The 25,862-nt window shown below is 64.5% G+C and carries 24 protein-coding genes and 2 pseudogenes; 12 read left to right on the top strand and 14 right to left on the bottom strand.

Going from position 1 to position 25,862, the window contains the following annotated elements:
* Nucleotides 1-609 (top strand): annotated as a pseudogene (locus tag H9658_RS16295) (xylose isomerase); the annotation flags it as partial.
* A 26-nt stretch (nt 610-635) separates the two neighbouring features.
* Here the strand turns inward: H9658_RS16295 and H9658_RS16290 are convergent.
* On the bottom strand, nt 636-1,760 hold the full coding sequence (locus tag H9658_RS16290; protein WP_225210038.1) for a LacI family DNA-binding transcriptional regulator: 1,125 nt from the start codon (nt 1,758-1,760) through the stop codon (nt 636-638).
* 161 nt (nt 1,761-1,921) lie between these two features.
* Here H9658_RS16290 and H9658_RS16285 point away from each other — a divergent pair, with 161 nt between their 5' ends.
* The 6 genes from H9658_RS16285 (at nt 1,922) to H9658_RS16260 (ending at nt 13,667) form a co-directional block, all read left to right on the top strand.
* On the top strand, nt 1,922-4,096 hold the full coding sequence (locus H9658_RS16285; RefSeq protein ID WP_406848137.1) for an alpha-glucuronidase family glycosyl hydrolase: 2,175 nt from the start codon (nt 1,922-1,924) through the stop codon (nt 4,094-4,096).
* Nucleotides 4,093-6,084: a sialate O-acetylesterase gene (locus tag H9658_RS16280; RefSeq protein ID WP_191826134.1), complete on the top strand. Its 1,992-nt coding sequence runs from the start codon at nt 4,093-4,095 to the stop codon at nt 6,082-6,084. The genes H9658_RS16285 and H9658_RS16280 overlap by 4 nt, the downstream gene beginning before the upstream one ends.
* Before the next feature lie 10 nt (nt 6,085-6,094).
* Nucleotides 6,095-7,354, top strand: coding sequence for a D-mannonate dehydratase ManD (gene manD, locus H9658_RS16275; RefSeq protein WP_191826133.1), 1,260 nt, complete (start codon nt 6,095-6,097; stop codon nt 7,352-7,354).
* Nucleotides 7,355-7,407: 53 nt separating this feature from the next.
* Nucleotides 7,408-9,060 carry a glycoside hydrolase family 43 protein gene (locus H9658_RS16270; protein ID WP_191826155.1) on the top strand — a complete coding sequence of 551 codons (1,653 nt, stop codon included), beginning with the start codon at nt 7,408-7,410 and terminating at the stop codon, nt 9,058-9,060.
* A gap of 3 nt (nt 9,061-9,063) precedes the next feature.
* Complete coding sequence (locus H9658_RS16265) at nt 9,064-11,808, top strand: glycoside hydrolase family 3 protein (protein ID WP_225210036.1); 2,745 nt, start codon at nt 9,064-9,066, stop codon at nt 11,806-11,808.
* Between the two features lie 389 nt (nt 11,809-12,197).
* Complete coding sequence (locus H9658_RS16260; protein WP_191826132.1) at nt 12,198-13,667, top strand: mannitol dehydrogenase family protein; 1,470 nt, start codon at nt 12,198-12,200, stop codon at nt 13,665-13,667.
* Between the two features lie 78 nt (nt 13,668-13,745).
* Here H9658_RS16260 and H9658_RS16255 read toward each other — a convergent pair whose 3' ends face one another.
* A complete protein-coding gene (locus tag H9658_RS16255; protein ID WP_191826131.1) occupies nt 13,746-14,150 on the bottom strand; it encodes a hypothetical protein in 405 nt (134 codons plus the stop codon).
* Between the two features lie 106 nt (nt 14,151-14,256).
* Between H9658_RS16255 and H9658_RS16250 the strand changes: the two genes are divergently transcribed.
* The 4 genes and pseudogenes from H9658_RS16250 (at nt 14,257) to H9658_RS16235 (ending at nt 17,969) form a co-directional block, all read left to right on the top strand.
* Complete coding sequence (locus H9658_RS16250; protein ID WP_191826130.1) at nt 14,257-14,655, top strand: hypothetical protein; 399 nt, start codon at nt 14,257-14,259, stop codon at nt 14,653-14,655.
* A 70-nt stretch (nt 14,656-14,725) separates the two neighbouring features.
* Nucleotides 14,726-15,088 carry a VOC family protein gene (locus H9658_RS16245; protein WP_191826129.1) on the top strand — a complete coding sequence of 121 codons (363 nt, stop codon included), beginning with the start codon at nt 14,726-14,728 and terminating at the stop codon, nt 15,086-15,088.
* Nucleotides 15,089-15,648: 560 nt separating this feature from the next.
* Nucleotides 15,649-15,972, top strand: a complete 324-nt coding sequence (locus H9658_RS16240) for a hypothetical protein (RefSeq protein WP_191826128.1) — start codon at nt 15,649-15,651, stop codon at nt 15,970-15,972.
* A gap of 447 nt (nt 15,973-16,419) precedes the next feature.
* A pseudogene (locus H9658_RS16235) lies at nt 16,420-17,969 on the top strand (cryptochrome/photolyase family protein).
* A gap of 183 nt (nt 17,970-18,152) precedes the next feature.
* Here H9658_RS16235 and H9658_RS16230 read toward each other — a convergent pair.
* The 5 genes from H9658_RS16230 to H9658_RS16210 form a co-directional block, all read right to left on the bottom strand.
* Nucleotides 18,153-19,058: a DUF6624 domain-containing protein gene (locus H9658_RS16230; protein WP_225210035.1), complete on the bottom strand. Its 906-nt coding sequence runs from the start codon at nt 19,056-19,058 to the stop codon at nt 18,153-18,155.
* 95 nt (nt 19,059-19,153) lie between these two features.
* A complete protein-coding gene (locus tag H9658_RS16225; RefSeq protein WP_191826127.1) occupies nt 19,154-19,561 on the bottom strand; it encodes a hypothetical protein in 408 nt (135 codons plus the stop codon).
* 50 nt (nt 19,562-19,611) lie between these two features.
* Nucleotides 19,612-20,130 (bottom strand): O-acetyl-ADP-ribose deacetylase, encoded by a 519-nt coding sequence (locus H9658_RS16220; RefSeq protein ID WP_191826126.1) that lies wholly within the window; start codon nt 20,128-20,130, stop codon nt 19,612-19,614.
* 80 nt (nt 20,131-20,210) lie between these two features.
* Nucleotides 20,211-20,636: a hypothetical protein gene (locus H9658_RS16215; protein WP_191826125.1), complete on the bottom strand. Its 426-nt coding sequence runs from the start codon at nt 20,634-20,636 to the stop codon at nt 20,211-20,213.
* 66 nt (nt 20,637-20,702) lie between these two features.
* A complete protein-coding gene (locus tag H9658_RS16210) occupies nt 20,703-21,236 on the bottom strand; it encodes an NIF family HAD-type phosphatase (protein WP_191826124.1) in 534 nt (177 codons plus the stop codon).
* 56 nt (nt 21,237-21,292) lie between these two features.
* Here H9658_RS16210 and H9658_RS23015 point away from each other — a divergent pair, with 56 nt between their 5' ends.
* Entirely contained in the window at nt 21,293-21,700 is a 408-nt protein-coding gene (locus tag H9658_RS23015) for a hypothetical protein (protein ID WP_225210034.1), read from the top strand.
* Between the two features lie 67 nt (nt 21,701-21,767).
* Here H9658_RS23015 and H9658_RS16200 read toward each other — a convergent pair whose 3' ends face one another.
* The 7 genes from H9658_RS16200 to H9658_RS16170 form a co-directional block, all read right to left on the bottom strand.
* Nucleotides 21,768-22,280, bottom strand: a complete 513-nt coding sequence (locus H9658_RS16200; RefSeq protein WP_191826122.1) for a hypothetical protein — start codon at nt 22,278-22,280, stop codon at nt 21,768-21,770.
* 114 nt (nt 22,281-22,394) lie between these two features.
* Nucleotides 22,395-23,021, bottom strand: coding sequence for a hypothetical protein (locus H9658_RS16195; RefSeq protein ID WP_191826121.1), 627 nt, complete (start codon nt 23,019-23,021; stop codon nt 22,395-22,397).
* Between the two features lie 215 nt (nt 23,022-23,236).
* The gene (locus H9658_RS16190; protein ID WP_191826120.1) at nt 23,237-23,629 is read right to left on the bottom strand and encodes a hypothetical protein; all 393 of its coding nucleotides are present in this window, start codon (nt 23,627-23,629) and stop codon (nt 23,237-23,239) included.
* An 89-nt stretch (nt 23,630-23,718) separates the two neighbouring features.
* Entirely contained in the window at nt 23,719-24,414 is a 696-nt protein-coding gene (locus tag H9658_RS16185; protein ID WP_191826119.1) for a hypothetical protein, read from the bottom strand.
* Between the two features lie 333 nt (nt 24,415-24,747).
* On the bottom strand, nt 24,748-25,176 hold the full coding sequence (locus H9658_RS16180) for a hypothetical protein (protein WP_191826118.1): 429 nt from the start codon (nt 25,174-25,176) through the stop codon (nt 24,748-24,750).
* Between the two features lie 57 nt (nt 25,177-25,233).
* A complete protein-coding gene (locus tag H9658_RS16175; RefSeq protein WP_191826117.1) occupies nt 25,234-25,554 on the bottom strand; it encodes a hypothetical protein in 321 nt (106 codons plus the stop codon).
* Between the two features lie 34 nt (nt 25,555-25,588).
* Nucleotides 25,589-25,807 carry a hypothetical protein gene (locus H9658_RS16170; protein WP_191826116.1) on the bottom strand — a complete coding sequence of 73 codons (219 nt, stop codon included), beginning with the start codon at nt 25,805-25,807 and terminating at the stop codon, nt 25,589-25,591.
* Nucleotides 25,808-25,862: the final 55 nt, after the last annotated feature.

Here is a 25,862-nt window from a genome sequence, read left to right as displayed (position 1 = left end):
GAGCCGATGAAGCACCAGTACGACTTCGACAGCGCCACGGTGATCGGCTTCCTGCGCCAGCACGGCCTGGACCAGGATTTCAAGCTCAACATCGAGGCCAATCACGCCACGCTGTCGGGGCACAGCTTCGAGCACGACCTGCAGGTGGCCAGCGATGCCGGGCTGCTCGGCAGCATCGACGCCAACCGCGGCAATCCGCAGAACGGCTGGGACACCGACCAGTTCCCGACCGACCTGTACGACACGGTCGGGGCGATGCTGGTGGTGCTGCGGCAGGGCGGGCTGGCGCCGGGCGGGCTGAACTTCGACGCCAAGGTGCGGCGCGAGTCGTCCGATCCGCAGGATCTGTTCCTGGCGCACATCGGCGGCATGGACGCGTTCGCGCGCGGGCTGGAAGTGGCGCATGCGCTGCTGACCTCCTCGCCGCTGGAGCAGTGGCGCGCCGAGCGCTACAGCAGCTTCGACAGCGGCGCCGGCGCGGCGTTCGCGGCCGGCAGCAGCACGCTGGCGGACCTGGCGGCGCACGCGGCCAAGGCCGGCGCGCCCAAGCAGGTCAGCGGCCGCCAGGAAGCCTACGAGAACCTGATCAACCAGTACCTGATCCGCTGATGCGGACCCTGCCGCCCGCCGCCGCGTCAGCGCCGTTCGGTGCGCGCGGCGGCCGGTGCGGCCACCGAATCGCGCTTGACCAGCTGATGAGCGAGCACATGATCGATCTTCGTCCGGGCCGTGCGTTCCTTGCTGCGAATGCTGCGCAACAGGATGTCGATCGCCGCATCGGCCATCGCCGCGATCGGCTGGCGGATGGTGGTCAGTTCCGGCCACACGGTGGTCGCGGCGGAGGTGTCGTCGAAGCCGACCACCGACAGGTCGCGCGGCACGTCCAGGCCGCGCCGGTGCGCGACCGAGATCGCCGCGGCGGCCATGTCGTCGTTGCTGGCGATGATGGCGCTGGGCCGATGGCGGCGCGACAGCAGTTTCTCGGCGGCGTCCAGGCCGGAGCGGTAGGTGTAGTCGCCCGGCTGCAGCAGGTGCCGGTCCAGGCGCAGCCCGGCTTCGGCCAGCGCCGCCTGGAACCCTTCGAAGCGGCGCGCGCTGGCCGACAGGTTGGAGCGGCCGGCGATGTAGCCGATGCGGGTGTGGCCCTGCGCGATCAGGTAGGCGGTGATGTCCTTGCTGGCGTTGAATTCGTCGATGCGCACGCAGGCGACCTGGTCGCTGAAGCGGTCGGAGGCGATCGCCACCACCGGCACCTTGGCGCGCACCAGCTCGCGGATCGCCGCATCCGATTCGCACAGCGGCGGCGGCAGGATCACCCCGGCGACACCGCTCTTGGCCAGCTTGCGCGCGGCCTTGCGTTCGGCTTCCGGGCCGAGGTCGTCCCAGTAGTCCATCACCACCTGGATCGAGGTGCGCGAGGCCGCGCGCAGCACCCCGACCAGCAGCTCGCCGAGGTAGGCGCCGCTGGGATTGCTGTAGATCAGCGCGACCCGCGTGCTCTGCGCGGCTGCCAGTGCGCTGGCCGCCAGGTTCGGCGTGTAGCCGAGCGTGTCGACCGCGCGCATGACCTGCTCGCGGGTACTGTCGCGCACGTTGCCCTGGCCGTTAATCACCCGCGACACGGTCATCGGCGAGACCTTGGCCAGTGCGGCCACCTCGTCGATGGTCACGGCGAGGCTCTTGCGGCGAACCGATTTCCTGACCTTCTCCAAGATGCGCCTCTTCGTTGGCTTGCGGGCGTGGCTCGCGACCGGGGACATGCTGCGCAAGCCGCGTGTGCGGCGGCGCCGCGACACGGTGTGGATCCCGACACGAGTGACGCCTGCATGGTACCGGGAAGCCGGGTGGGCGGCGACCGCAGGCGTGCGCCGGCGCCGTGCCGGCGGGGGCGCGCATGAGCGGCCACGCGCGGCTGCGCGCGCTGCAGCGTCGGCGTCCGTTGCGCGGCGGCTGGCTGCGCAGTGCCTGCCTGTGGCTGGCGTTTTTATTGCCGATCGCCGTGGCGCAGGCCGAGGACGGCTACGATCTATGGTTGCGCTACCAGCCGCTGGCCGAGGCGCAGGCCGCGCCGTGGCGCGCGGCTGCCACCCAACTGGTGACCAGCGCCGACACACCGATGCAGCGGGCCGCGCGCGACGAGCTGCGCCGCGGCCTGGGCGGGCTGCTCGGCGCCGAGCCGCCGCTGGCGGCCAGCGCGGACCGTGCCGGCGCGATCGTGCTCGGCACCCCGGCGACGCCGGCGGTCGCGCGGCTGCGGCTGGACACGCGCGGCCTGGGCGAAGAGGGCTATCTGATCCGCAGCGTGGTGGTCGAGGGGCGCCCGGTCACCGCGATCGTCGGCGGTGGCGAGCGCGGCGCGCTGTATGCGGCGTTCCGCTTCCTGCGCTTGCTGCAGACCGGCCAGGCGCCGGCGCCGCTGGCGCTGCGCGATGCGCCACGGGTGAAGCTGCGCGTGCTCGATCACTGGGACAACCTGGACGGGGTGGTCGAACGCGGCTATGCCGGCGCCTCGCTCTGGGACTGGCAGAAACTGCCCGGCTACGTGGACCCGCGCTACACCGACTACGCGCGCGCCAACGCCTCGATCGGCATCAACGGCGCGGTGCTGAACAACGTCAATGCCAAGGCGGTGAGCCTGACCCCGGCGTACCTGGACAAGACCGCGGCGCTGGCCGCGGCGCTGCGCCCGTACGGCATCCGCGTGTACCTGAGCGCGCGCTTCAGCGCGCCGATCGAGATCGGCGGACTGCGCACTGCCGATCCGCTGGATCCGGCGGTGCAGCGCTGGTGGCGGGCCAAGGCGGACGAGATCTACGCGCGCATTCCCGATTTCGGCGGCTTCCTGGTCAAGGCCAATTCCGAAGGCCAGCCCGGACCGCAGGATTACGGGCGCAGCCATGCCGACGGTGCCAACATGCTCGCCGACGCGCTGGCGCCGCACGGCGGGGTGGTGATGTGGCGCGCCTTCGTCTATTCGCACGAGCAGCCGGACGACCGCGCCAAACAGGCCTACAGCGAGTTCGTGCCGCTGGACGGGAAATTCCGCGACAACGTGGTGGTGCAGGTCAAGAACGGCGCCATCGACTTCCAGCCGCGCGAGCCGTTCCACCCGCTGTTCGGGGCGATGCCGAAGACGCCGTTGATGCTGGAATTCCAGATCACCAAGGAGTACCTGGGTTTCGCCACGCACCTGGTCTACCTGGGCACGCTGTACCAGGAAACCCTGCAGTCCGACACGCGGCGCGGCAAGCGCGCGACGGTGGCGCGGGTGGTGGAGGGCGCGGTGGATGGGCACGCGCTCAGCGGCATCACCGGGGTCGCCAACATCGGCGCGGACCGCAACTGGTGCGGCTCGATCTTCGACCAGGCCAACTGGTACGCGTTCGGGCGGCTGGCCTGGGATCCGCAGGGCGATGCGCAGGCCATCGCCGAGGACTGGGTCCGGATGACGTTCGGCAACGATCCGGCGCTGGTCGCACCGGTGGTCGGCATGATGATGGCCTCGCACCAGGCGGCGGTCGACTACATGACCCCGCTCGGCCTGCATCACCTGATGGGCCGCGGCCACCACTACGGCCCGGCGCCGTGGGATGCGGGCAGCGCGCGGCCGGACTGGGACCCGGTGTACTACCACCGCGCCGACCGCAACGGCATCGGTTTCGACCGCAGTGCGACCGGCAGCAACGCGGTGGCGCAGTACGCGCCGCCGCTGGCGCGCCGCTTCGGCGACGTGCGCACCGTGCCGGAGGACTACCTGCTGTGGTTCCACCACGTGCCGTGGGACCACCGCATGGCCTCGGGCCAGCCGCTGTGGAACGCGCTGCTTGGCCGCTACGACCACGGCGTGGCCGAGGTGGCACGGATGCGCGCGACCTGGGCCGGGCTGGCGCCGTACGTGGATGCGCAACGTTATCGCCAGGTCGCCGATTTCCTGGCGATCCAGCAGCACGAGGCGCAGTGGTGGCGCGATGCCAGCATCGCCTACTGGCAACAGGTGTCGGGCCGTGCGCTGCCGCCGGGCACCGCGCCGCCGCCGCATCCGCTGGCGTATTACCAATCGCTGTCGTTTCCGTACGCACCGGGAAATCCGAAATGACGCCGCACCGTTCCGCTGTCCACATCGCCCGCCGCCTGCTGCTGGCGGCGCTGTGCGCGCCCGCGTTCGCGCATGCAGACGACGCGCCGCTGTTGAATGCCCTGTTCCAGGACCACGCGGTGCTGCAGCGCGATGCGCCGATCCGCGTCTGGGGGCAGGCCGCGGCCGGCGAGACGGTGACCGTGCAGTTGGCGCAGCAGCGCGTGCAGGCGCGCGCCGACCGCCAGGGCCGCTGGCAGGCGCAGCTGGCGCCGTTGCCGGCCGGCGGGCCGTACGTCTTGCAGGCCAGCACCGCGCGCGGCCGCGTGCAGCGCGCCGACGACGTGCTGCTCGGCGACGTGTGGCTGTGTTCGGGCCAGTCGAACATGGAGCTGCCGGTGCAGCGCACGCTGGATACGCGCAGCGAGATCGCCGATGCGCAGCAGCCGGCGATCCGCATGTTCAAGGTGCCGGCGCAGTCCAGCCCGACCCCGCAGGCGCAGTTCGGCGGCGCGACCGCGTGGCAGCCGACCACGCCGGAGACGGTGGGCGCGTTCTCCGCGGCCTGCTATTACTTCGCCCGCGAACTGCGCAAGACCGTGGACGTGCCGATGGGGCTGATCAACGCCTCCTGGGGCGGTTCGCAGATGCAGGCATGGATCGGCGATGCGGCCCTGCGCAAGGTGGACGGCAACGCGCCGGCGCTGGACGTGTTGGCGCGCTACGCCATCGATCCGCAGCAGGCGGCGCCGCGCTGGGGCACGTTGTGGGAAACGTGGTGGCGCGCGCACGGCAGCGGCGCGCCGTGGCAGCCGGACGATGCAGGCGGCGACTGGCGCGACGCGCCTGCGGCGCTGGGCGCCTGGGACGACTGGGGCGTACCGCAACTGGTCAATTTCAACGGCATGGTCTGGTACCGCAGCACGGTCACGCTGAGCGCCGAGCAAGCGAAACAGCAGGCGACGCTGGCGTTGGGGCCGGTGGACGAACTCGACCAGACCTGGGTCAACGGCCAGGCGGTGGGCAGCAGCTACGGCGCCGACCAGCCGCGCAGCTACCGCTTGCCGCGCGGCGTGCTGCATGCGGGCAAGAACACCGTGGTGGTCAACGTGTACAACAGCTACCGCCGCGGCGGCCTGCTCGGCGACGCGCAGGCGCAGCAGCTGCAATTGGGCGACGGCAGCCGGGTGGCGCTGGCCGGATGGCAGTACCGCATCGTGCCGCCGCAGCTGGGCACGCCGCCGCGCGCACCGTGGTCCTCGGCCGCGGGCCTGACCACGCTGTACAACGGCATGATCGCGCCGCTGGGCCGGGTCGGTCTGCGCGGCGTGCTGTGGTACCAGGGCGAATCCAATACCGGCGATGCGGCCGGCTATCCGGCATTGCTCGACGCCTGGCAGCGCGATTGGCGGCAGCGCTTCGGCGCGCAATTGCCGCTGCTGGTGGTGCAGCTGGCCAATTACGGCGCGCCGCCCACCCAGCCGGGCGACAGCGGCTGGGCGCAGCTGCGCGAGGCGCAACGGCGCTTCGCCGCCGCCGATCCGCATGCCGGCCTGGCGGTGGCGATCGACATCGGCGACCGCTACGACATCCATCCGGCCAACAAGCAGGAACTCGGCCGGCGCCTGGCGCGCGCGGCGCGGCACGTGGTCTATGGCGAGGCGTTGGCGCCGTCTGGGCCGGTGCCGCATGCGCTGCGTCACGATGGCGCGGCGTTGGTCGTCGATTTCGACGACATCGATGGCGCGTTGCAGACCTATAGCGCGGACGCACCGATCGGGTTCGAACTGTGCGGCGCGGCATCCGCCAGCTGCCGCTATGCGCAGGCCGAACTGCACGGCCGCAGCGTGCGCCTGTCGGTGCCCGCCGGCACCGCGCCTACCCGCGTGCGCTACTGCTGGGCCGACAGCCCGGTGTGCACCCTGTTCGATCGCGCCGGGCTGCCGGCCGGTCCGTTCGAGCTTTCCCTCCCGTCCGCGGCCCGTGCGGCCGCGGCTTCTTCCCCGTGAGCGATCCGCGATGACCCAGACTTCCGATAGCGCTTCTTCCGCCCAAGGCTCGGCCCGCGATCGCGAGATCGTCGAGGCGCGGGTCATCGTCACCTGCCCGGGGCGCAATTTCGTCACCCTCAAGATCGTCACCCGTTCCGGCGTGTACGGCCTGGGCGATGCCACCCTCAACGGCCGCGAACTGGCGGTGGCGTCCTACCTGCAGGACCACGTGGTGCCGAACCTGATCGGCCGCGACGCCGGCCGCATCGAGGACATCTGGCAGTTCTTCTACCGCGGCGCCTATTGGCGGCGCGGGCCGGTGACGATGACCGCGATCGCCGCGGTGGACGTGGCGCTGTGGGACATCCTCGGCAAGATGGCCGGCATGCCGCTGTACCAGCTGTTGGGCGGGCGCTCGCGCGAAGGTGCGCTGGTCTACGGCCACGCCAACGGCCGCGACATCGCCGAGACCAGCGAGGAGGTCGCCCGTTTCCGCGAACTCGGCTTCATCGCCATCCGCGCGCAATGCGGCGTGCCCGGGATCAAGAAGACCTACGGCATCTCCAGCGGCGGCAAGCCCTACGAACCGGCCGAGAGCGAACTGCCGACCGAGACCGTGTGGTCCACGCCGCGCTATCTCAGCGTGGTGCCGAAGCTGTTCGAACAGCTGCGCGCCGACCATGGCGACGAGATCGAACTGCTGCACGACGCGCACCACCGCCTGACCCCGATCGAGGCGGCGCGGCTGGCGCGCGACCTGGAGCCGTACCGATTGTTCTGGCTGGAAGACGCCACGCCTGCGGAAAACCAGCGCGCGTTCGAGACCATCCGCCAGCATTCGGTGACGCCGCTGGCGGTGGGCGAGGTGTTCAATTCGATCTGGGACTGCAAGCACCTGATCGAGCAGCAGCTGATCGACTACATCCGCACCACCATCGTGCACGCCGGCGGCATCACCCACGTGCGCCGGCTGGCCGACTTCGCCGCGCTGCACCAGGTGCGCACCGGCTTCCACGGCGCCACCGACCTGTCGCCGGTGTGCATGGGCGCGGCGCTGCACTTCGACACCTGGGTGCCGAACTTCGGCATCCAGGAATACATGTTCCACTCCGACGAGGCCAACGCGGTGTTCCCGCACGACCACACCTTCCACGCCGGCCGCCTGCATTGCGGCGAAACGCCCGGGCATGGCGTGGACATCGACGAAACCCTGGCTGCACGTTATCCGTACGCGCCCAAGCAGCTGCCGGTGGCACGGCTGGAAGACGGCGCGATGTGGGACTGGTGAGGCGCATGCGCTGGGGACGCGCACTGGTTGTGGCGCTGCTGTGTGTCGTGGCGATGCAGACGGCATCGGCGCAGCGCGGGCGGGCCGCCGACATCGCCGAATTCGATTGGTTCGAGTACCGCGGCGACGACGCGGTGTTCGCCACGCCGCTGCCGCCCGGCCATTACCGCAATCCGGTGCTGGCCGGCTTCTATCCCGATCCCAGTGTCGTCCGCGCCGGCGACCGCTACTACCTGGTCAATTCCACCTTCGCCTATTTCCCGGCGCTCCCGGTGTTCGAGAGCCGCGACCTGGTGCACTGGCGGCAGGTCGGCAACGTGGTCGAGCGCGCCGAGCAACTGGACTACGATGGGCTGCGCGTGTCGCGCGGCATGTTCGCCGCCAGCATCGCGCACCATGACGGCCGCTTCTACGTGGTCGGCACTGCGGTGGACAGCGGCGGCAACTTCATCGCCACGGCGGACGACCCGGCCGGGCCTTGGTCGCCGCTGCACTGGTTGCCGGACATCGACGGCATCGACCCGTCGCTGTTCTTCGACGACGACGGCACCGCCTACCTGCTCAACAACGGCCCGCCAGACGGCGCGCCGCTGTACGAAGGCCACCGCGCGATCTGGATGCAGCGTTTCGACCTGGCGCGAATGCAGCCGGTCGGCCCGCGCCAGGTGCTGGTCAACGGCGGCACCGATCTGGCCAGCAAGCCGATCTGGATCGAGGGCCCGCACCTGTACAAGCGCGACGGCTGGTACGTGCTGTCCTGCGCCGAAGGCGGCACCGGCCCGCAGCACTCGCAGGTGGCGCTGCGCAGCCGCACGCCGTGGGGGCCGTACGTGCCGGCGCCGCACAATCCGATCCTGACGCAGCGCGACCTGCCCGCCGAACGCGCCGACCCGATCACCAATGCCGGCCATGCCGACCTGGTCGAAGGCCCCGACGGGAAGTGGTGGGCGCTGTTCCTGGCCAGCCGCCCGTACGCGGGCGAGCGCTACAACACCGGCCGCGAGACCTTCCTGCTGCCGGTGACCTGGCACGACGGCTGGCCGTCGATCCTGCCCGCCGGGCAGCCGATTCCCTACGTCGCGCCGGGGCCTGCAGGGATGCGCGCCGACGCCGATACAGCACCGCTGACCGGCAACTTCACCTGGCGCGATGGCTTCGATGCACCGCAGCGCGATCGCCGCTGGCTGCTGTTGCGCACGCCAAAGCGCGAATGGCTGGATCTGCGCGCCCGCCCGGGCTGGCTGACGCTGCAACCCGATGCGCAAGGCCTGGACGGCAGCGGCAATCCCGCGTTCCTGGGCTACCGGCAGCAGCACACGCGCTTCGACGCCAGCACCGCCGTGCAGATACCGGCGCGGCCGGGCCTGGTCGCCGGCCTGGCCGCGTTCCAGAATGCCGATGCCTGGTACGTGCTCGGCGTGCGCCGCCGCGGCGCACGCGCCGAAGTGTTCCTCGACAAGCGCGACGGCAAGCGCACCACCACCGTCGCGCGCAGGACGGTCGATGCCAAGGGCGCGCTGCGCCTGAAGATCGCCGGCGACGGCGGCCGCTATGCCTTCGCCTTCGCCGCCGATGGCCAGGACTGGCAGTGGCTGCGCCGCGACGACGATGCGGCGATGCTCAGCACGGCCGTGGCCGGCGGTTTCACCGGCACCACCCTCGGGCCGTACGCCCGCCGCGAACCGGATCGATCCAGCAAGGAGTAGGCAATGCACACCGAGACTGCGCCGTACCAAGGACGTGGCCGCCGCGTCGCGACGCTGGCGTTGCTGTTGGCCATCGCGCCGTGCGCGGCATCCGCGGCCGAAGCGCCGCCGCCGTACCTGGACACCCAGCGCAGCTTCGAGCAGCGCGCCGCCGACCTGGTGTCGCGCATGACGCTGGAGGAAAAGGCCGCGCAGATGCAGAACGCCGCGCCGGCGATCCCGCGCCTGGGCGTGCCGGCCTACGACTGGTGGAACGAGGCGCTGCACGGCGTGGCCCGCGCCGGCGGCGCCACCGTGTTCCCGCAGGCGATCGGCATGGCGGCCACGTTCGACGTGCCGCTGATGCACGACGTCTCCACCGCGATCAGCGACGAGGCGCGCGCCAAGCACCACGAGGCCCTGCGCCACGACCAGCACGCGCGCTACCAGGGCCTGACGTTCTGGTCGCCGAACATCAACATCTTCCGCGACCCGCGCTGGGGCCGCGGCCAGGAAACCTACGGCGAGGATCCGTTCCTCACCGCGCGCATGGGCGTGACCTTCGTGCAGGGTTTGCAGGGCGAGGGCGCGGATGTGCCGAAGAACGCGCAAGGCGAGGCCTACCGCAAGCTCGACGCCACCGCCAAGCACTTCGCCGTGCACAGCGGCCCGGAGGCCGACCGTCACCACTTCGACGCGCACCCGTCGCAGCGCGACCTCTACGAAACCTACCTGCCGGCGTTCGAAGCGCTGGTCAAGGAAGGGAAGGTGGATTCGGTGATGGGCGCCTACAACCGCGTGTTCGGCGAATCGGCCAGCGCCAGCAAGTTCCTGCTGCGCGACGTGCTGCGTGATCAGTGGGGCTTCGATGGTTACGTGGTGTCCGACTGCTGGGCGATCGTGGACATCTGGAAGAACCACAAGATCGTCGCCACCCGCGAGGAAGCCGCCGCGCTGGCGGTGAAGCACGGCACCGAGCTGGAATGCGGCGAGGAGTACTCCACGCTGCCGGCCGCCGTGCGCAAGGGCCTGATCAGCGAAGCCGAAGTCGACAAGGCACTGCAGAAGCTGATGTATTCGCGCATGCGCCTGGGCATGTTCGATCCGCCGGAAAAACTGGCTTGGGCGCAGATTCCGATCTCGGCCAACCAGTCGCCCGAACACGATGCGCTCGCCCGGCGCACCGCGCGCGAGTCGCTGGTGCTGCTGAAGAACGACGGCGTGCTGCCGTTATCGCGCGCGAAGATCAAGCGCATCGCCGTGATCGGCCCCACCGCCGACGACACCATGGCGCTGCTCGGCAACTACTACGGCACCCCGGCCGCGCCGGTCACCGTGCTGCAGGGCATCCGCGAGGCCGCGCCGGACGCCGAAGTGCTGTACGCGCGCGGCGCCGACCTGGTCGAAGGCCGCGACGATCCCGCCGCCACGCCGCTGATCGAACCGCAGTACCTGCGTCCGTCAGCCGATTCGCCCGAGCGCGGCCTGCGCGGCGAATACTTCCGCAACCGCGACCTGTCAGGCCCCCCGGCGCTGGTGCGCACCGATGCGCAGATCGGCTTCAAATGGGACCGCGGCTCGCCCACCGACAACCTGCTCGCGCGCGGCGAAGCCGGGCCGGACCAAGCCATTCCGGCGGACAACTTCAGCATCCGCTGGAGCGGAAAGCTGGTGCCGCCGGCCACCGGCACCTATCACCTGGAAACCGCGGCCGACGACGGCGTGCGCCTGTACCTGGACGGCAAGCGCCTGATCGACCGCTGGAGCGCCAGCGACCGCCTGCACGCCGACGGCGTCGACGTGCGCCTGGAAGCCGGACGCAGCTACGACCTGCGCCTGGAGTATTTCGAAGGCGAGCGCGACGCCGGCATCCGCCTGGCCTGGCGCCAGCCCGGCGCCAAGCCGCCGCTGGACGAAGCGCTGGACGCGGCACGCCGCGCCGACGTGGTGGTGTTCGTCGGCGGCCTGACCGGCGACGTGGAAGGCGAGGAGATGAAGGTCAACTATCCCGGCTTCGCCGGCGGCGACCGCACCGACCTGCGCCTGCCCAAGCCGCAGCGCGACCTGCTCGAAGCGCTGCAGGGCACCGGCAAACCGGTGGTGGCGGTGCTGACCACCGGCTCGGCACTGGCCATCGACTGGGCGCAGCAGCACGTGCCGGCGATCCTGCTGGCCTGGTACCCCGGCCAGCGCGGCGGCAGCGCCGTGGCCGACGTGCTGTTCGGCGACGCCAACCCCGGCGGCCGCCTGCCGGTCACGTTCTACAAGGAGAGCGAAAAGCTGCCGGCCTTCGACGACTACGCCATGCGCGGTCGCACCTATCGCTATTTCGCCGGCACCGCGCTGTACCCGTTCGGGCACGGCCTGTCGTACACGCAGTTCGCCTATTCCGACCTGCGCCTGGACCGCAGCAAGCTCGCGGCCGACGGCAGCCTGCACGCCACGCTGAAGGTGAAGAACACCGGCCAACGCACCGGCGACGAAGTGGTGCAGCTGTACCTGCATCCGCTGTCGCCGAAGCGCGAACGCGCGACCAAGGAACTGCGCGGCTTCCAGCGTATCGCCCTGCAGCCAGGCGAAACCCGCGAAGTACGTTTCGCCATTTCCCCGCAGACCGACCTGCGCATCTACGACGAAGCGCGCAAGGCCTACGTGGTGGACCCGGGCGACTACGAACTGCAGGTCGGCGCCTCCAGCAGCGACGTGCGCGTGCGCCAGCGCTTCAGCGTGCAGCCGTCACCCGGAGCGGAGGCAAAGCCGCGCAAGTGACCGCGATCGGTGGTGCGAGCAGCCAACGCTTCCACCACCGAAAGAGCGGGCGCGGACGACCGAGATCAGCCCCACGCACGTCACCAACCATGCACCGCCCCCCGCGATCACCCGCCGGCCCCCACGATCCCCTGTAGGAGCGGCTTCAGCCGCGACCGCCTTACCGACCAACCACCAGCCCGCCTCAACTCCCTGTAGGAGCGGCTTCAGCCGCGACCGCCTCACCGACCAACCACCAGCCCGCCTCAACTCCCCTGTAGGAGCGGCTTCAGCTGCGACCGCCTCACCGACCAACCACCAGCTCGCCTCAGCTCCACTGTGGGAGGGACTTCAGTCCCGACAGCCTTACCGACCAAGCCTCAGACCAAACTCCTCCCCATGGAAATCCCGTGACCGAACCACGCCTCACCGCCGCCAAGCTCCCCAACCTGCCGCCAGCCATCGCGCGCCCAACCTACGCCTTGGACCGCGTCCGCATCGGCATCGTCCACCTCGGCGCCGGCGCCTTCCACCGCGCCCACCAGGCGATCTACCTCGACGACCTGCTCGCCGACGAACCGGACTGGGCGATCAGCGCCGTCTCCCTGCACAGCCCGCATGTCCGCGACGCATTGCGCCCACAGGACGGCCTCTACACCCTCGCCCTGCTCGACGAGCCCCCCGAGCTGCGCATCATCGGCGCCATCCGCGAAGTGCTCTGCGCGCAGGACGAACAGCCCGCCGTCCTCGCCCGCCTGGCCGACCCCGCGGTGCGCCTGGTCACCCTCACCGTCACCGAGAAAGGCTACTGCCTGGCCGGCGAACAGCTCGACTTCGCCCATCCGGACATCGTCCACGACCTCGCCGCCCCGCACGCCCCGCGCAGCGCCATCGGCTACCTCGTCGCCGGCCTGCGCGAACGCTTGCGCCTGGGCCTGGCGCCGTACACCGTGCTCAGCTGCGACAACCTGCCCGACAACGGCGGCAAGCTGCGCCGCGCCGTCCTGCAGTTCGCGCACACCATCGACCCCGCGCTGGCTGCCTGGATCGAAACCGAGGCCACCTTCCCGCGCTCGATGGTCGACAGCATCACCCCGGCCAGCGACGACGCCCTGCGCGAGCGCGTCGCCGCGCAACTCGGCTGCCACGACGCCTGGCCGATCCAGCGCGAGCGCTACAGCCAATGGGTGATCGAAGACCGCTTCTGCAACGGCCGCCCCGCCTTCGAGCGTGCCGGCGTCACCCTCAGCGACGACATTGCCGGCTTCGATCGCGCCAAGCTGCGCCTGCTCAACGGCCCGCACTCGGCGCTGGCGTATCTGGGCTCCCTGCTCGACCTGGACACCGTCGCCGACGCCATGCGCCACCCGCAACTGGCCGCTTTCGTCGAAACCCTGATGCGCGAAGACATCGCGCCGACGCTACAGCCGATGCCCGGCTTCGACCCGCAGCACTACACCGGCGCCATCCTCGCCCGCTTCTGCAACCCCGCCATCGCCCACCGCCTGGCGCAGATCGCCTGGGATGGCTCACAAAAAATCCCGGTACGCCTGCTCGGCACCATCGCCGACGCCCTGGCCGCCGGCCGCCGTATCGACCGCCTATGCCTGCCGATCGCAGCGTGGATGCAGTTCGTGCGGCGGCAGGCGCGCGAGGGCGTGGCGCTGGTGGATCCAATGAGCGACGTGCTGACCGGGATCGGGCGCGGCGCGACCGGCGATGCGGGGCGCGATGTGGAGGCGTTCCTCAAGCTGGATGCAGTGTTCGCTCCGCTATCGCAGGATGTGCGTTTCGTCGAGACGTTGCGAACGGCTTTTGCAATGCTGAGCGGCGATGACAGCGGGTCGAGAAGTGTGAAAAGAGCCCTTGAGTCGGCATAGATCCGCAGCAGTCATTCGACGACAAAAACGAATGACATCAAGGATGTCCTGCGCGAGATGGTCGACCTCCCGCCAAGTTCATTCGGAACTGATAGTGACGCCATAGACTTCATAAAAGGGGGCTGCTGGAGGTTCCGGATACTGGCGGCCCACCATCTGCTTGGCGAAGCATCGCAGCGCGGGAACATTCGGATTGACCAGATACTCGGTCACCTTGCCGCGGCGGTCGACGGTTGCGACAGCCTTGAAGCTGCTGATGCCGGCAGCTCTCGCCTCGGGCGCGCAGGCCTGATACACCTGAGCCCAGAATTGGTTGTGCACCAGAATCGCCTCCCTTTCCCACAGCATGCCGCGGAAGGTTGACGTTTGCCGGTCGCTTTCATCCTTCAATCCGTCCCAACGATCGGTGTATGAAAGCGGCGAGCAGTCGGCGCTACTCATGAAAACAGCGAGTACGAATGAAATCGCCAGCAGCGGCCGCATAGCTTTCCTTGGGGTGTACCCTGATCTTGAGGTTTGAGCGTATCAGTGTAAGGCTGCAGCCACGCATCCAGCCATCCGAAGAGCAGCGCAAGCCCGCCTCACACGCATGGAACGAAATCAGATCGACCCCGCCTGGCCCAACGCACTGCGCTGGTTTCTTGCGCAGGACCTGACCAGCTTCACCCCCTGGCACTTCATCACCGAAGCGTCGGAGCTGGCGTTCGCGTCGCGCGCATTCGCTCGCGAGGATGTGAGCGGTGGCGCCGTCTTCACCTTCGCCAGGCGCCAGGACCGCGACGACTTCGCGGGGTTGCTGGTGGTCGATGGCCGCATCAGCGACACCGTCGTCTGCTTTCATCCCGTGTTCGCCGAGAGTTCCACGCCATCGCCGCGCACCTGGAACATCGTCGTCGCCAGCTTCGAGGACGTCTTCGCGTTCGTGGCGGGACAGGTGATCCCGGACATGAAGGAATGGGCGCTTGCGGAGGATGCCGCGGAGTTGTGAGCAAGACCCGGCGCTTCTCGGTGTTACCGTAGTTCCAGCCGCCAGCAGGCTTCCAGCGCGGGAGACCCCGATGTTCAAGAACCTCATTCCGAAGATCTTCTACGACCGCCTGCAGGACGGACTCGACTTCTTCGTCGACGGCCTGGGCTTTGCCGTCAAGTACCAGGACGGCACGATGGCGGTGGTCGCACGCGACGGCGCCAAGGCCTATCTGGTCGAGAACCCCGAGTGGGCGGCGAAGGATCGTCCGGAGCTCAGCGTCGACACCGACGATGTCGATGCGATCTTCGCGGAAATGTCCGCACGTGTGCCGCATCTGCTTCACCCGAATTGCAACACCGTCGCGCTCAGGCCGTGGGGTTCGCGCGAGTTCGCGATGCTGGACAAGAGCACCGTGTGCGTGAATTTCCGTGAGTGGCCTCCAGAGGAGTGAGCCAGGGCGAGCGGCATCACCCGGATCGCGTGCGCACGCGGTGCGTGTATCACTGTAGTTCCGCGTCCAATTTTCGAGTCCGCCCGCTACCGTGGCTCGGGCAGCGTCGCGATCACCTTGATCTCGAACTGGAATCCGTACAGTCAAGTGGCGCCGACGGCGGTGAGCGTCGGGTATGGGGCGCTGCCCCTATCGGTGAAGGATCGCCGGCCGCGACTCGCCAATCACCGATGCAGGGTGGGAGCTGTTCTCTTCCCAGGCTTCTGGCGTTCGCGGATACTCGCCGCAACGCCGCTTTCAAGCGCTTACATGACAGCTGGATACCAAGAGAACGACATGGCGTCTCAGAGAGATACGCCCTTCTGCTCGCAAGCTTGCAAGGCGGCTGAACGCAACCGCTCTTTCCGCAGCTGTACGCTGTGCGGCGCAACCTGGAACGGTCAAGGCGGCGCTGCAAGCAAAAACTACTGCAACAGTGCCTGGAAGATTTGCGTTGACTGCGCGACGCTTCAGCAGCGCTGTGTCGTCTGCGCCGAGAGGACGCCGGGGGTGGCACCGAGATGACGTTACGATCCTGCTCCATCGCCATGTTGGTGCTGTCGGTGCTCGCGCCGGCCGCGTACGTCGCCTATTTTTCCTGGCGCTTCAGCCAGTGGGTCGAGACGCAGGACGGTGGCGTGTGCGGCATGCCCCTGCTCGGGGCCTGGGGGCTCGGGTTGTTGGCCATGTGCTTTCTTTCCTTGGTTGCCCTGGGTCTCGGGGTCGGGTCGTTTGTGCGTCTGCCTGCGCCTCGGCCGCGTCGCCGCCTCGCGGAGCTGCTGCTCTTGGCCTTGCCACTTCTCGTGGCTTCATCCGTCGTTGCCGTGGTCGTACTATGGAACTGACGTATTCGGGCGGAAGGTTTCGCAACCGCCCACGCCCCATGTGAGGCCCTGGCAGCATGTTCATGTACGCGGTTTTGGCATTCGCGGTGGTTGGCGGTATCGCTGGCGGTGCAGCGGTGCTGGTCGTGGCGTTCCTGCTTCCTCGCAAGTCGTGCCCGAAGTGCAAGACGCTCCTGCCGAGGTTCCGCAAGCCAAGTAATGCGCGCGAAGCAATGCTGGGGGGATGGCACTGCCCGGCGTGCGGCGCAAGAGTCGCGCGGGATGGCTCGCTCTTGTCCAGTGGTCCCGATGACGGGCTCGCCTGATACTGCGGGCGACATCGCTTCGTCGCATGGCTTAAAGCCTTGGCTGTCGTCGCGTGCAACAGCGAAACCTCAGGAAACCTCAGGGTCAGGTTGACTTCTTACGTGAACCTGACCCTGTTACTTCGCACGTCCGCCATCACGCATGAACCACACGGCGTCCCCGACCCACACCCTGCGCCTCGTGCTAGGCGACCAGCTCAATCCCGACCACGCGTGGTTCGACGTGTGCGATTCCGGCGTGGTCTACGTGCTGATGGAAGTCCGCCAGGAAACCGACTACGTCCTGCACCACGCGCAGAAGATCCTGGCCCTCTTCGCTGCCATGCGCGATTTCGCCCGGCAGCTGCGCGCAGCCGGGCACCGCGTGCGCTATGTCGCCATCGACGACGTCAGCAACCGACAGTCCATCCCCGACAACCTCGCCGCGCTGATGGCGCACTACCGCGCGCAGCGCCTGGAGTACCAGGACCCGGACGAATGGCGGCTGGATGCGCAACTGCGGCAATGGTGCGCCGCGCAGCCGTTTGCCACCCAGGCCGTGGACAGCGCGCATTTCTACACCACGCGCACCGAGCTGGCCGAGCTGTTTCGCGGGCGCAAGCAGTGGCTGATGGAGCACTTCTACCGACGCATGCGCCAGCGCCATCACGTGCTGATCGACGCCACCGGCGCGCCCGAGGGCGGCCAGTGGAACTACGACCACGACAACCGCCAGCCCTGGCCCGGGACACCGCCGCCGCCGTCGGATGCGCGCCCTACGCACGATCACAGCGCACTGTGGTCCACCATCCAGGCCGCCGGCGTGGCAAGCTTCGGCCAGCCACAGGCGGCCCAGCTGCGCTGGCCGCTCAACCGAGGCGAGGCGCTGGCCTGGCTCGATCACTTCATCGCCAGCGCGCTGCCGCAGTTCGGTCCCTACGAGGACGCGATGAGCACGCGCAGCCCGCGTCTGTTCCACTCGCAGCTGTCGTTCGCGCTCAATACCAAGATGCTGCGCCCGCAGGAAGTGGTGGAACGCGCGCAGGTCGCCTACGACGCCGGCGCCGCGCCGCTGGCGGCGGTGGAGGGTTTCATTCGGCAGATCCTGGGCTGGCGCGAGTACGTGCGCGGCATCTACTGGGCGCACATGCCTGGCTATGCCCAACGCAACGCGCTCGACCAGCACACGCCGCTACCCGGCTGGTTCTGGACCGGCGACACGCGTATGCGCTGCCTAAGCCACGCCATCGGCCAATCGCTGGACGAGGCCTACGCCCACCACATCCAACGGCTCATGGTCATCGGCAACTTCGCCCTGCTGGCAGGCCTGGACCCGGCCGCCGTGCACCCTGGTACCTGGGCGTGTACATCGACGCCTTCGAGTGGGTGGAGCTACCCAACACCGTGGGCATGAGCCAGTTCGCCGACGGCGGCCTGCTGGCCACCAAGCCCTACGCCAGCAGCGCCGCCTACATCGACCGCATGAGCGACTACTGCCAGGGCTGCCACTACGACAAGAAGCAGAAAACCGGCGAACGCGCCTGTCCGTACAACGCGCTGTACTGGGATTTCTTCGCTCGCCACCAGGCGACGCTTGGCCAGAATCAACGGCTGGGGATGGTGTATCGGCAGCTTGGCAAGATGGAGGACGTGCAGTTGCAGGCGCTGCGTGAGCATGCCGGGTGGGTGCGGGCGCGGCTCGAGACGTTATAGCGGCTGAGAGAGTCGACTTGCCACAGATACAAAGTAAACGCTTTGATTGCCGCGGATTTGCTGATCGTCAGTTCCTGCTATGTGCAATGCTGGACAAGAGCACGGCGTGCGTGCACTTTCGCGAGTGGCCGGCCGAGGGGTGAAGTCGCTCGGCGTGGTTGTCTCGGTCGCGCGCCAAGCAGTTCACCGCACCTTCGCGTGATAGAGCTCGGACAGGGTTTTCTTGTAGTCGGCAATCGGCGGTAGCCCCATCGCCTGGCGACGCGCATCCAGACCGTCGAGATCCTGGGTGGTGTCAAGGAACATGGTTCCGTCCGGATCCGTTCCGAACTGGGTCCCATAGAGTTGCGGCTTGCCTTGGTGTAATAGGACGCGATCCTTGAGCAGCGCGAAATCGGCAGGGTCGGCCTCCTTCTGTTCGAGCGCCGCCTGCATCAGCGCCAGAACCTGCTCCTGGAAGCCAGGGTCGAGCGTGGCATGCTGGGCGATCAGGAAGGCGGCCTTGGAGCCGTCTTCGCCAGCCATCGACCTGGTGGGCCATCCTTTTTCCGCCACCACCTTCTTCAACCAGGCGGTATTGTCCCGGTCCACCGGCACCGTCTGTTCCCAGGATCCGCCAGCGCCTTCGGCAATCACCTTCTGCCTGACGGCTTGGTCGTTCTCCACGCGTGCCAGCAACTCCCGCCGCAGCGGCTGGTCGATACGCGCCTGGCGTTCGGCATCGAGCCGTTCGGCCTTGGCCAGCATCGCTGCCCAACCGGAGGCAGTGCGAAGTTTGTTGAGGCCTGGACGGTCCTTGTGCTTCAGATCCTCCACATCGACTCGTCCTTGCGGCAGCTGCTGGTCGAGGACAGCAAACGCGGCTTCCGTTCTTCCGGCAGCGGCCAAGCACTCGACGTAGAAGAGAGCCATGCCGCTCGGCAGCCCTGTGGGCGCTGCATCGACGGCGGCCAGGGTGTCGGCACACTTCCCGTATTCCTTAGCGTCGTAGGCCTGTATGGCTGCATTGATACTTGGGGCATCAGCGGCACGGGCCGGAGCAATGCCAGCGACAAGCAAGGAGGCAAAAACCACATGCCTATGTTTCATGCGAATCCCATGCGTTCTATCGCCCGTGCTTGCGAGCGTCTTCGAGTGAGGCCCTACAGCAGTCGTTCTTCCATGGCGTGGGCTTGAATGAATTGTTAGGCATCAGCTCGCCTATCTGAGCAACGACGCAGACCGATGCCAAGTGATGTACCAACAACCAAAGCGGCCACAAGGACTGCCCACTCCATCACGACGGAAAGCAACCGGATGCTGTCCAGCCAGAGCGCAAGCCCAGCTGAGAACAATGCGGCAATAAGCACTTGCAGCAAGAGACCCAGCCAAGCGTGAACAAACGGCCTATTGGGAGTGTGCATGGCAAAGGACGCGAAAATTGCCATGCCAGCAGCGAGGCTGACGGTGTGGCCGGCAAGAAGCCATGAAATCCCTGTGTCTGGAGCGGACATAACGCCTTCAAGAAAGCCGATCAAGAACTGCGCAGCGAACAGAGATAGTGCTAGCCATATGATCCTGCTCCAGTTCACGGCAATCCCCAGTTGATGCATGACGTTTGAATTAAGCGGATCGCCGTAGGCGGGTCCGTTTGAAGGAATGGCTAGGCCGCCGCTTCACTGAGGGCACCTTCGTAGACAGAGAGGTCTTCGGCGGAGAAGCAGCAAAAGACGACCTCTTGAATAGAAGAAAAGTCTTGGCTTGACTTACGAACGGTGGCGATCGCGACTCTCGCCGCTAGGGCGACGGGATAGCCATAGATTCCCGTGCTGATACTGGGAAAGGCGAGCGAGGCGGCGTCTTTAGCAGCGGCCAGCTCAATGGATCGACGATAGCAGGAAGCTAAGAGTTCAGCTTCGCCGTTGATGCCGCCCCGCCACACAGGCCCAACCGTATGAATGATGTACTTGGCGGGTAGGCGATACCCCTTGGTGACCTTTGCGTCTCCAGTCTTGAAGCCTGCCAATAACCTGCACTCGTGGAGGAGATCTGGCCCAGCCGCACGATGGATTGCGCCATCAACACCTCCGCCACCAAGCAGCGAGGAGTTGGCAGCATTTACGATCGCGTCGACCGATAGCTTTGTGATGTCTGATCGCAGGGCTCGAAGAGTCGCAGTCATTGGAAGAGGCCTAATGTTGGACATGCGCGGCGGCCGTAGGCATGCGAAGCATGCCGGAGGGCGTCCGCTTGGAGGAGGGGTCAGGTCTCTGCGCCGAGGGATGCAAACCATTCATTCCTGAACTGCTCCTGCTCAGCAATAGTGACGGGCTCGACATCGGAACCGGTCGCGAAGATGTCGACTAGATCCCGTGTGAGGGCCTGTTTGCCCTTCGTCATTCTGTAGGCCTTCACGCCTAGACCCATGCTACGAGACATACCAGATGGCCAGACGTTTCGACTCGCGCCATAGACGAACAAGAGCAGGCCTTTGGGTTCGAGTTGTCGACGCAAGCTCAGCAGAGCTTCAAAGAAGTCTGGACCGGTTCCAAGGACGTCACCATCTTTGAAGGAGAGCTCGAGCCGACATGCCGACTCGTCATCTCCGACTTCGATCAAGGATTGCACGAGGGTTGCAGCAAGACTCGCCGATTCGCGTAGGAGCGCGATATGGTGCGTTGCGAGCATGAAGAGACCTAAAGCCTGAAGTGAGCCGAGCCGAGAAGTGGCGTCGGCTTGAATGAATTGTTAGGGCTAACTAGCGGATTTGCGCCAGAAGCGCTTTTCAATCTTCCTGACATTTGGTGCCTTTGCTAGTGTGGGCAAGTACTCACCTAACTGGAACAGTTCCTGGTCCGCCAGATCACCAAAGAACGGCTTTACCCTGACGAGGTTTCCGTAGTGTTTGGCTAGCTTGGCGGGAGTGTCATCTACCATCAGCACCTGTTCAAGCCGATAACCCCGGCGCTTTATCTTGCCAAGATTCTTTGCCCACTCATAGTCTTGATGCTCTGGATCAAAGCGCATCGTGCAGCGCTCGCGGGACCATATGAACTTGAGGTCGATGTCCGGTGGGAAGATGGCCGCGACAACCGGCGCCGCGTAAAGACGAGTAGAAGAAGTCCAAACCGCTAGGTCAAAGTGCGAACTTACCGTAGACAGAAACGAGTCAAGGCCCGGTCGCCTGTACACAGCGTACGGTCCAACCTCAAAGTCGGGATCACGGTCCAGGCAACCTTCGGTTGCATGGATGAGTGTCTCGTCGAGATCTAGAACCAAGAGTGTCATGAAATGCGTGTGGGCCCTAACATATGAGTTAAGCCGCGCCGCGAAGCGGCTTCGGCTTGGACGAACTGTTATGCGGCGCCTTTATTGCCCGGCACCGGAAGTTCACCCGGCACACCGACACCCAGATAGTGCAGCAAATCATCCGCTACATCCACCGCGTGGCCGCGAACGTACTCATGCTCATCGTGAAGAGCTGCCGCAATGACGGGAACGACAGCCTCCAAGTCAAGGTGTCTGCAAGTACGCGCAAGGTGCCCGAAGCCAAGAACCGCATTGCCGCGAACGTTGAAGTGTTCGTGCGAGGCCAGCGAGAGGCATATGCGCCCAGACCATGCGCAGTCGGTTGGGTCCATGGTGATCACGATCGGTACATAGAGCAGCTCATCGGGCAACCCGCGGGCAAGTACAGCTTCAACGTCCTGCTCTGTCCACCCTTCTTGGAATGGTCCCATTGGGCAACCTAACGTTTGACTTAAGCGGCAGGCAACGGGCGTAGCCGGTTGACTGTCTGCTTGAAGGAGGAGTTGGGCGTCATTGCTCAAAATGCCAATTTAGGAACTCCTCAGCTGCTTCTGGCGAGGACATTTCGAGCACTGCTTCGGCGATCTTATGCTGACCCTTCGCCGCCGCTATGGCAGATAATGCGCACGCCAGAAAGTCAGCGTCCCAATGGCGCTTGGACGCCTGCGCAACCAGGTTCGGAAGGCGCGCAAGCGCCTCGAAGTATGGTGCCTCCAGATCCTGCGGAATCTCGACGCGGTTTTTCGCGCGGCAGATCTCTATCCACGCTGGGAACTGGAAGAAGGAATCACTGGCTTCGGACGGAGCGATAGCAAGTGCTTCGACCACGTGTGGAACGGCTGCGAAGGACGCCGAATAGACATCGCCTTGATGTGCCAAGGCGCTCCAAAGCGTGAACCACGGTTCGGCTCCCGCCTCGGACTTCGGAAGCCCGCGAAGGCGTGCAAGCAGCTCGGGGATATCAGCCGCACTGCCATACGCATGCCGAAGCTCCGACCAATGATTGCTTTGCAGACTCAGCACGTGCACTCCCTATGGTGCCCAAAGTTTGACTCTAAACCTCAGGGTCAGGTTGACTTCTTAAGTGAACCTGACCCTGAGGTTTAGCATCGGCTTTGAATAAGTTGTTACGCCGAACTAGATGCCGTGCTGCTCAATGAAAATGGGAAGGAACCCAAGAAGACTATGCACAGAGTCTGCTGAGACTTCGTGCCACTGGGCGTGTAGCGCAGCATTACGAAGATCGGTATGCGACAAAAGCACGCCTTTGGCTGCTTTTGTGATAATCCCTGCCTTAAATAGACCCATAACTACGACTGTAAACTCTTTGCCTAACAGATCTTGATGATCGCTCTTCGATGCCAAACGTTTCACGGAGTCTTCAAGCACCACGCATAGCAAGGACGCTGCTACATCCTTTGCGCCACTACTAAGCGCGCTTCTAGCTGTTTCAATGAAGTCTCCCTGTACGTCAAGCAGTATCTGTGTTTGTAGATCGTTAAGCAGGCCGTTGCGTACAGCGGAGGCTGTACCTACAAGCATGCCTTGGGCAGAGCGAAGATGCGTCATTGTGCTGCCGCCAATAGCATTTTTTATCATTTCCGAGTTCGGATGATCACGGCCGTAGATATAGTCAGCCAAGGCGCAGACTTCAATCTTAAGAGAATTATACGAAACAATGTCTCGGAACCTCCCGTATCCATAATCTTCTTTTACCCACGAATTGGCAACCTGCTCGAAATTCGGCAGGATTTCATCGATCATTGCTATGAGTCGCTCTCGTTTTTCCATTGCATCTAATGTCCTAATTAAGCGAAAATAAAGGAGTCCAATTGACTTCTTAATTGAATCTAACACTATTATTTCGGTTTCTGAATCTCAGCTTCTGTCAATGGCATGGATGCGCACTATGGTGGCTAACCCTTGAATTAAGCAGCGCCGCGAAGCGGCGTCGGCGTGAATGAATTGTTAGAAAACAATCAGTCGAACTTTAAGCTGCTCTTGATCTTGGCTAGGTTCTCACGTTCTACGGCGTCAGTGGCAGCTTTCTGCGCAGCTTCATGCTGCTTCTGTGCCCAGTATTGTGCGTATGCAGTATTCGTCTCGGCAATGACCTTATTGAACTCCAGGATGAGATGCTGAAGTTCATTCGGAACGCAGTAGGTCTTCAGCCGGTCACCCGAGACGTAAGCGTTGCGCTTCATCATGTAGAAATGCTGTTCCCAGCGCTGATTGAAGTAATTAGCCCATTCTGCCGGAGCTGATGAGGAAAGTTTCAGTACTGCATTGACCAAGGCTGAGCTTGGGTCAGTCTTGTAGGTTGCCTTGTCGTCAAAAGCGACGATCTTGATGTGTTCAAAGTCAGTTGTCATGGAGCTACCCTTGTTTTCCAACGCTTGAATTAAGCCGAGCCACGAAGTGGCGTCGGCTCGAATGAATTGTTAGACGTCTCCCTGAGCATTTAGCCGAGCGTCCATTGCAACTGGTCAAAATAAGATTGAATGCTCTCATGTTCTTGGTGCCTCCAGTAGAAGCGGGCTTGCCGATGCACTTGCATATGACCAAATAGCCGAAAATCTGCAATCTGCGGAAAAATCCTTTTGGCAGCCGCGTGCGATCCTTCGTCTATTTCATTGAAGTATTCTTCTCCGGCCTCTGGCTTATCGAAGCTGCGGACTATTTCACCCACAATAGTTACAGACGCAGTGAAGTGGGCCAAGTCGATGATGTCGAATGCATAGTCCTCAAGCGAAAGGTGAGCGGCGGCTCGATCAGCGTGCTGCTTTAGCAGTCCGATCCGCTTGTGTAGCCAGCCGCTCTTTTTGAGAAGAACGCTATCGCTCTTGGAATACTCAGCGAAAAATGTACGCAGGAATACTAATGCACTCAAACACTCATCTGCATTTTTCTCCGAGTACTTTGCCCAGTGCTTTGCGTGCTCGAAGAGTACTTGATCCGAAAGCTTACCAAAGTTCGCTCCTGTGAGATCAGGCTTCGCCGCGTGATCGAATATCTTTCGGCACGCCAAGGTAAGCGTGTTTAGGTCCGAGAACTCGGAGTACGTCTGCGCGATCTTGAACGGGTAATCACTTGTTGTTTGTGCCGTTTCGTGCGCTGAAGCCGACCCCAAAAAGTAGTAAAACGCGGGAACACACATGCTGGCACGTGAGAATACGCCTCTCAGGAAATGGACCGAGCGGCTCGTTCCAACAAGCCGGAAGGGTTCTCCTGTTCGGAGCATCTTCGTTGCTCGAGTTGCAAGGTCATCCATTGGGGCGCCCGGAAATGCTGTGCTGACGTCTAACTACTATTCGGCAACAATTTGGGTTGTAATCGAGGTGTCTATTCCTGATTTCCTTCGATCAATCTGCCAGTAACGGAGTCAGGTTGACTTCTTTAGTGAACCTTACCCTATTATTTCTGGCCCCTTTGTTGATTACTCCGCCAGATTATTGAATGGATATTGACTCTGGCCCCGGTTTCCACCGCGCTACACACATTGGTTCTCATAGATCGTTTCCCGCAGAATTCGGACCGCAAATAAGGCCATTTGTTCGAGTTCGTTCTCAGTTAGCCCCGGCTTGTCTAGCAGATCTGCGTCATCCCAGGGATCGTCAATATGCACCCATTTATTGCGATACTTGCGCAGCCGATGCAAGTTCGCTTTCAAAGCATCAGGAATGGTGGATAAGTTGATCAGCTCTACTAAACGCTCTCTTCCAGTCTTTGCGTACTCAGACTGCAGGTGTGTCTCAATGCCAGACACAGAAGTAAGAATTGACGCCAAATAAGCAGCATTTACAAATGCGGTGTCTGCTTCACGGACTATTAAAATACACCACTCTGATAGAATAACGCCGCCCTTTAGAAGCTCCTCGTCCAAAGCTATCAGGTATGACCAGCGATCATCTGGGCTCATAGGGGCTAAAACATGAATTAAGACGCGCCGCTAAGCGGCGTCGGCTTGAATAAGATTTTAGGCCGTGTCATGGCGACTCGCCGCACGGCGCAACTCTTGATTAGCATCCTTTAAGGAGCGCAGCTCAGTGTCGTACAGAACGTAAATGGCGCCACAGTGACTAAAGTAATGTCCGGTCACGTTCAACTCGCCGCCTCGATAACCATGCTCACGGAGCAGTTCTGTACAGCGCTCTGACCAATGTTCAATCAACATGGAGCCGAGGTACAGGCCATCCTCATCAGTGGCAAGACCTGTTTCGTTCAGCTGGGCTGCAACTCGCCCAAGCTCCAAGGCATCAATCTCAAGAAGCGTTTCATAGGAATTGAAGCGCAACATTGGTTCCTCCACGGCCTAACGCTTGAATGAGTTGTTAGGCCTTGAGCAGCGGAAATAGAACAATTGCTGCGTTTGCGGCCGTAAGAACCAAGATGACCCACGTAAGGCGCGCCATCGTGCGCGTGAGAGAGAGCATGCGAGCATTCTCTCGAGCCAATTGACGATGTGCGATCTCCTCGCGGTAGAAGCTTGTGCCGACGACGGTACTCTTTGCAAGATCGTTGTAGCGGGCCACCAGGTCGTCGTCAGACATTGCGGCGATTTGCTCATGTGTTGGCGCCATCCCCATGACACTTCCTTTCAAGGTC

The organism is Xanthomonas bonasiae, from assembly GCF_014836395.1.
GTDB lineage: Bacteria > Pseudomonadota > Gammaproteobacteria > Xanthomonadales > Xanthomonadaceae > Xanthomonas_A > Xanthomonas_A bonasiae.
This window is presented reverse-complemented; position numbering and strand designations above follow the sequence as displayed.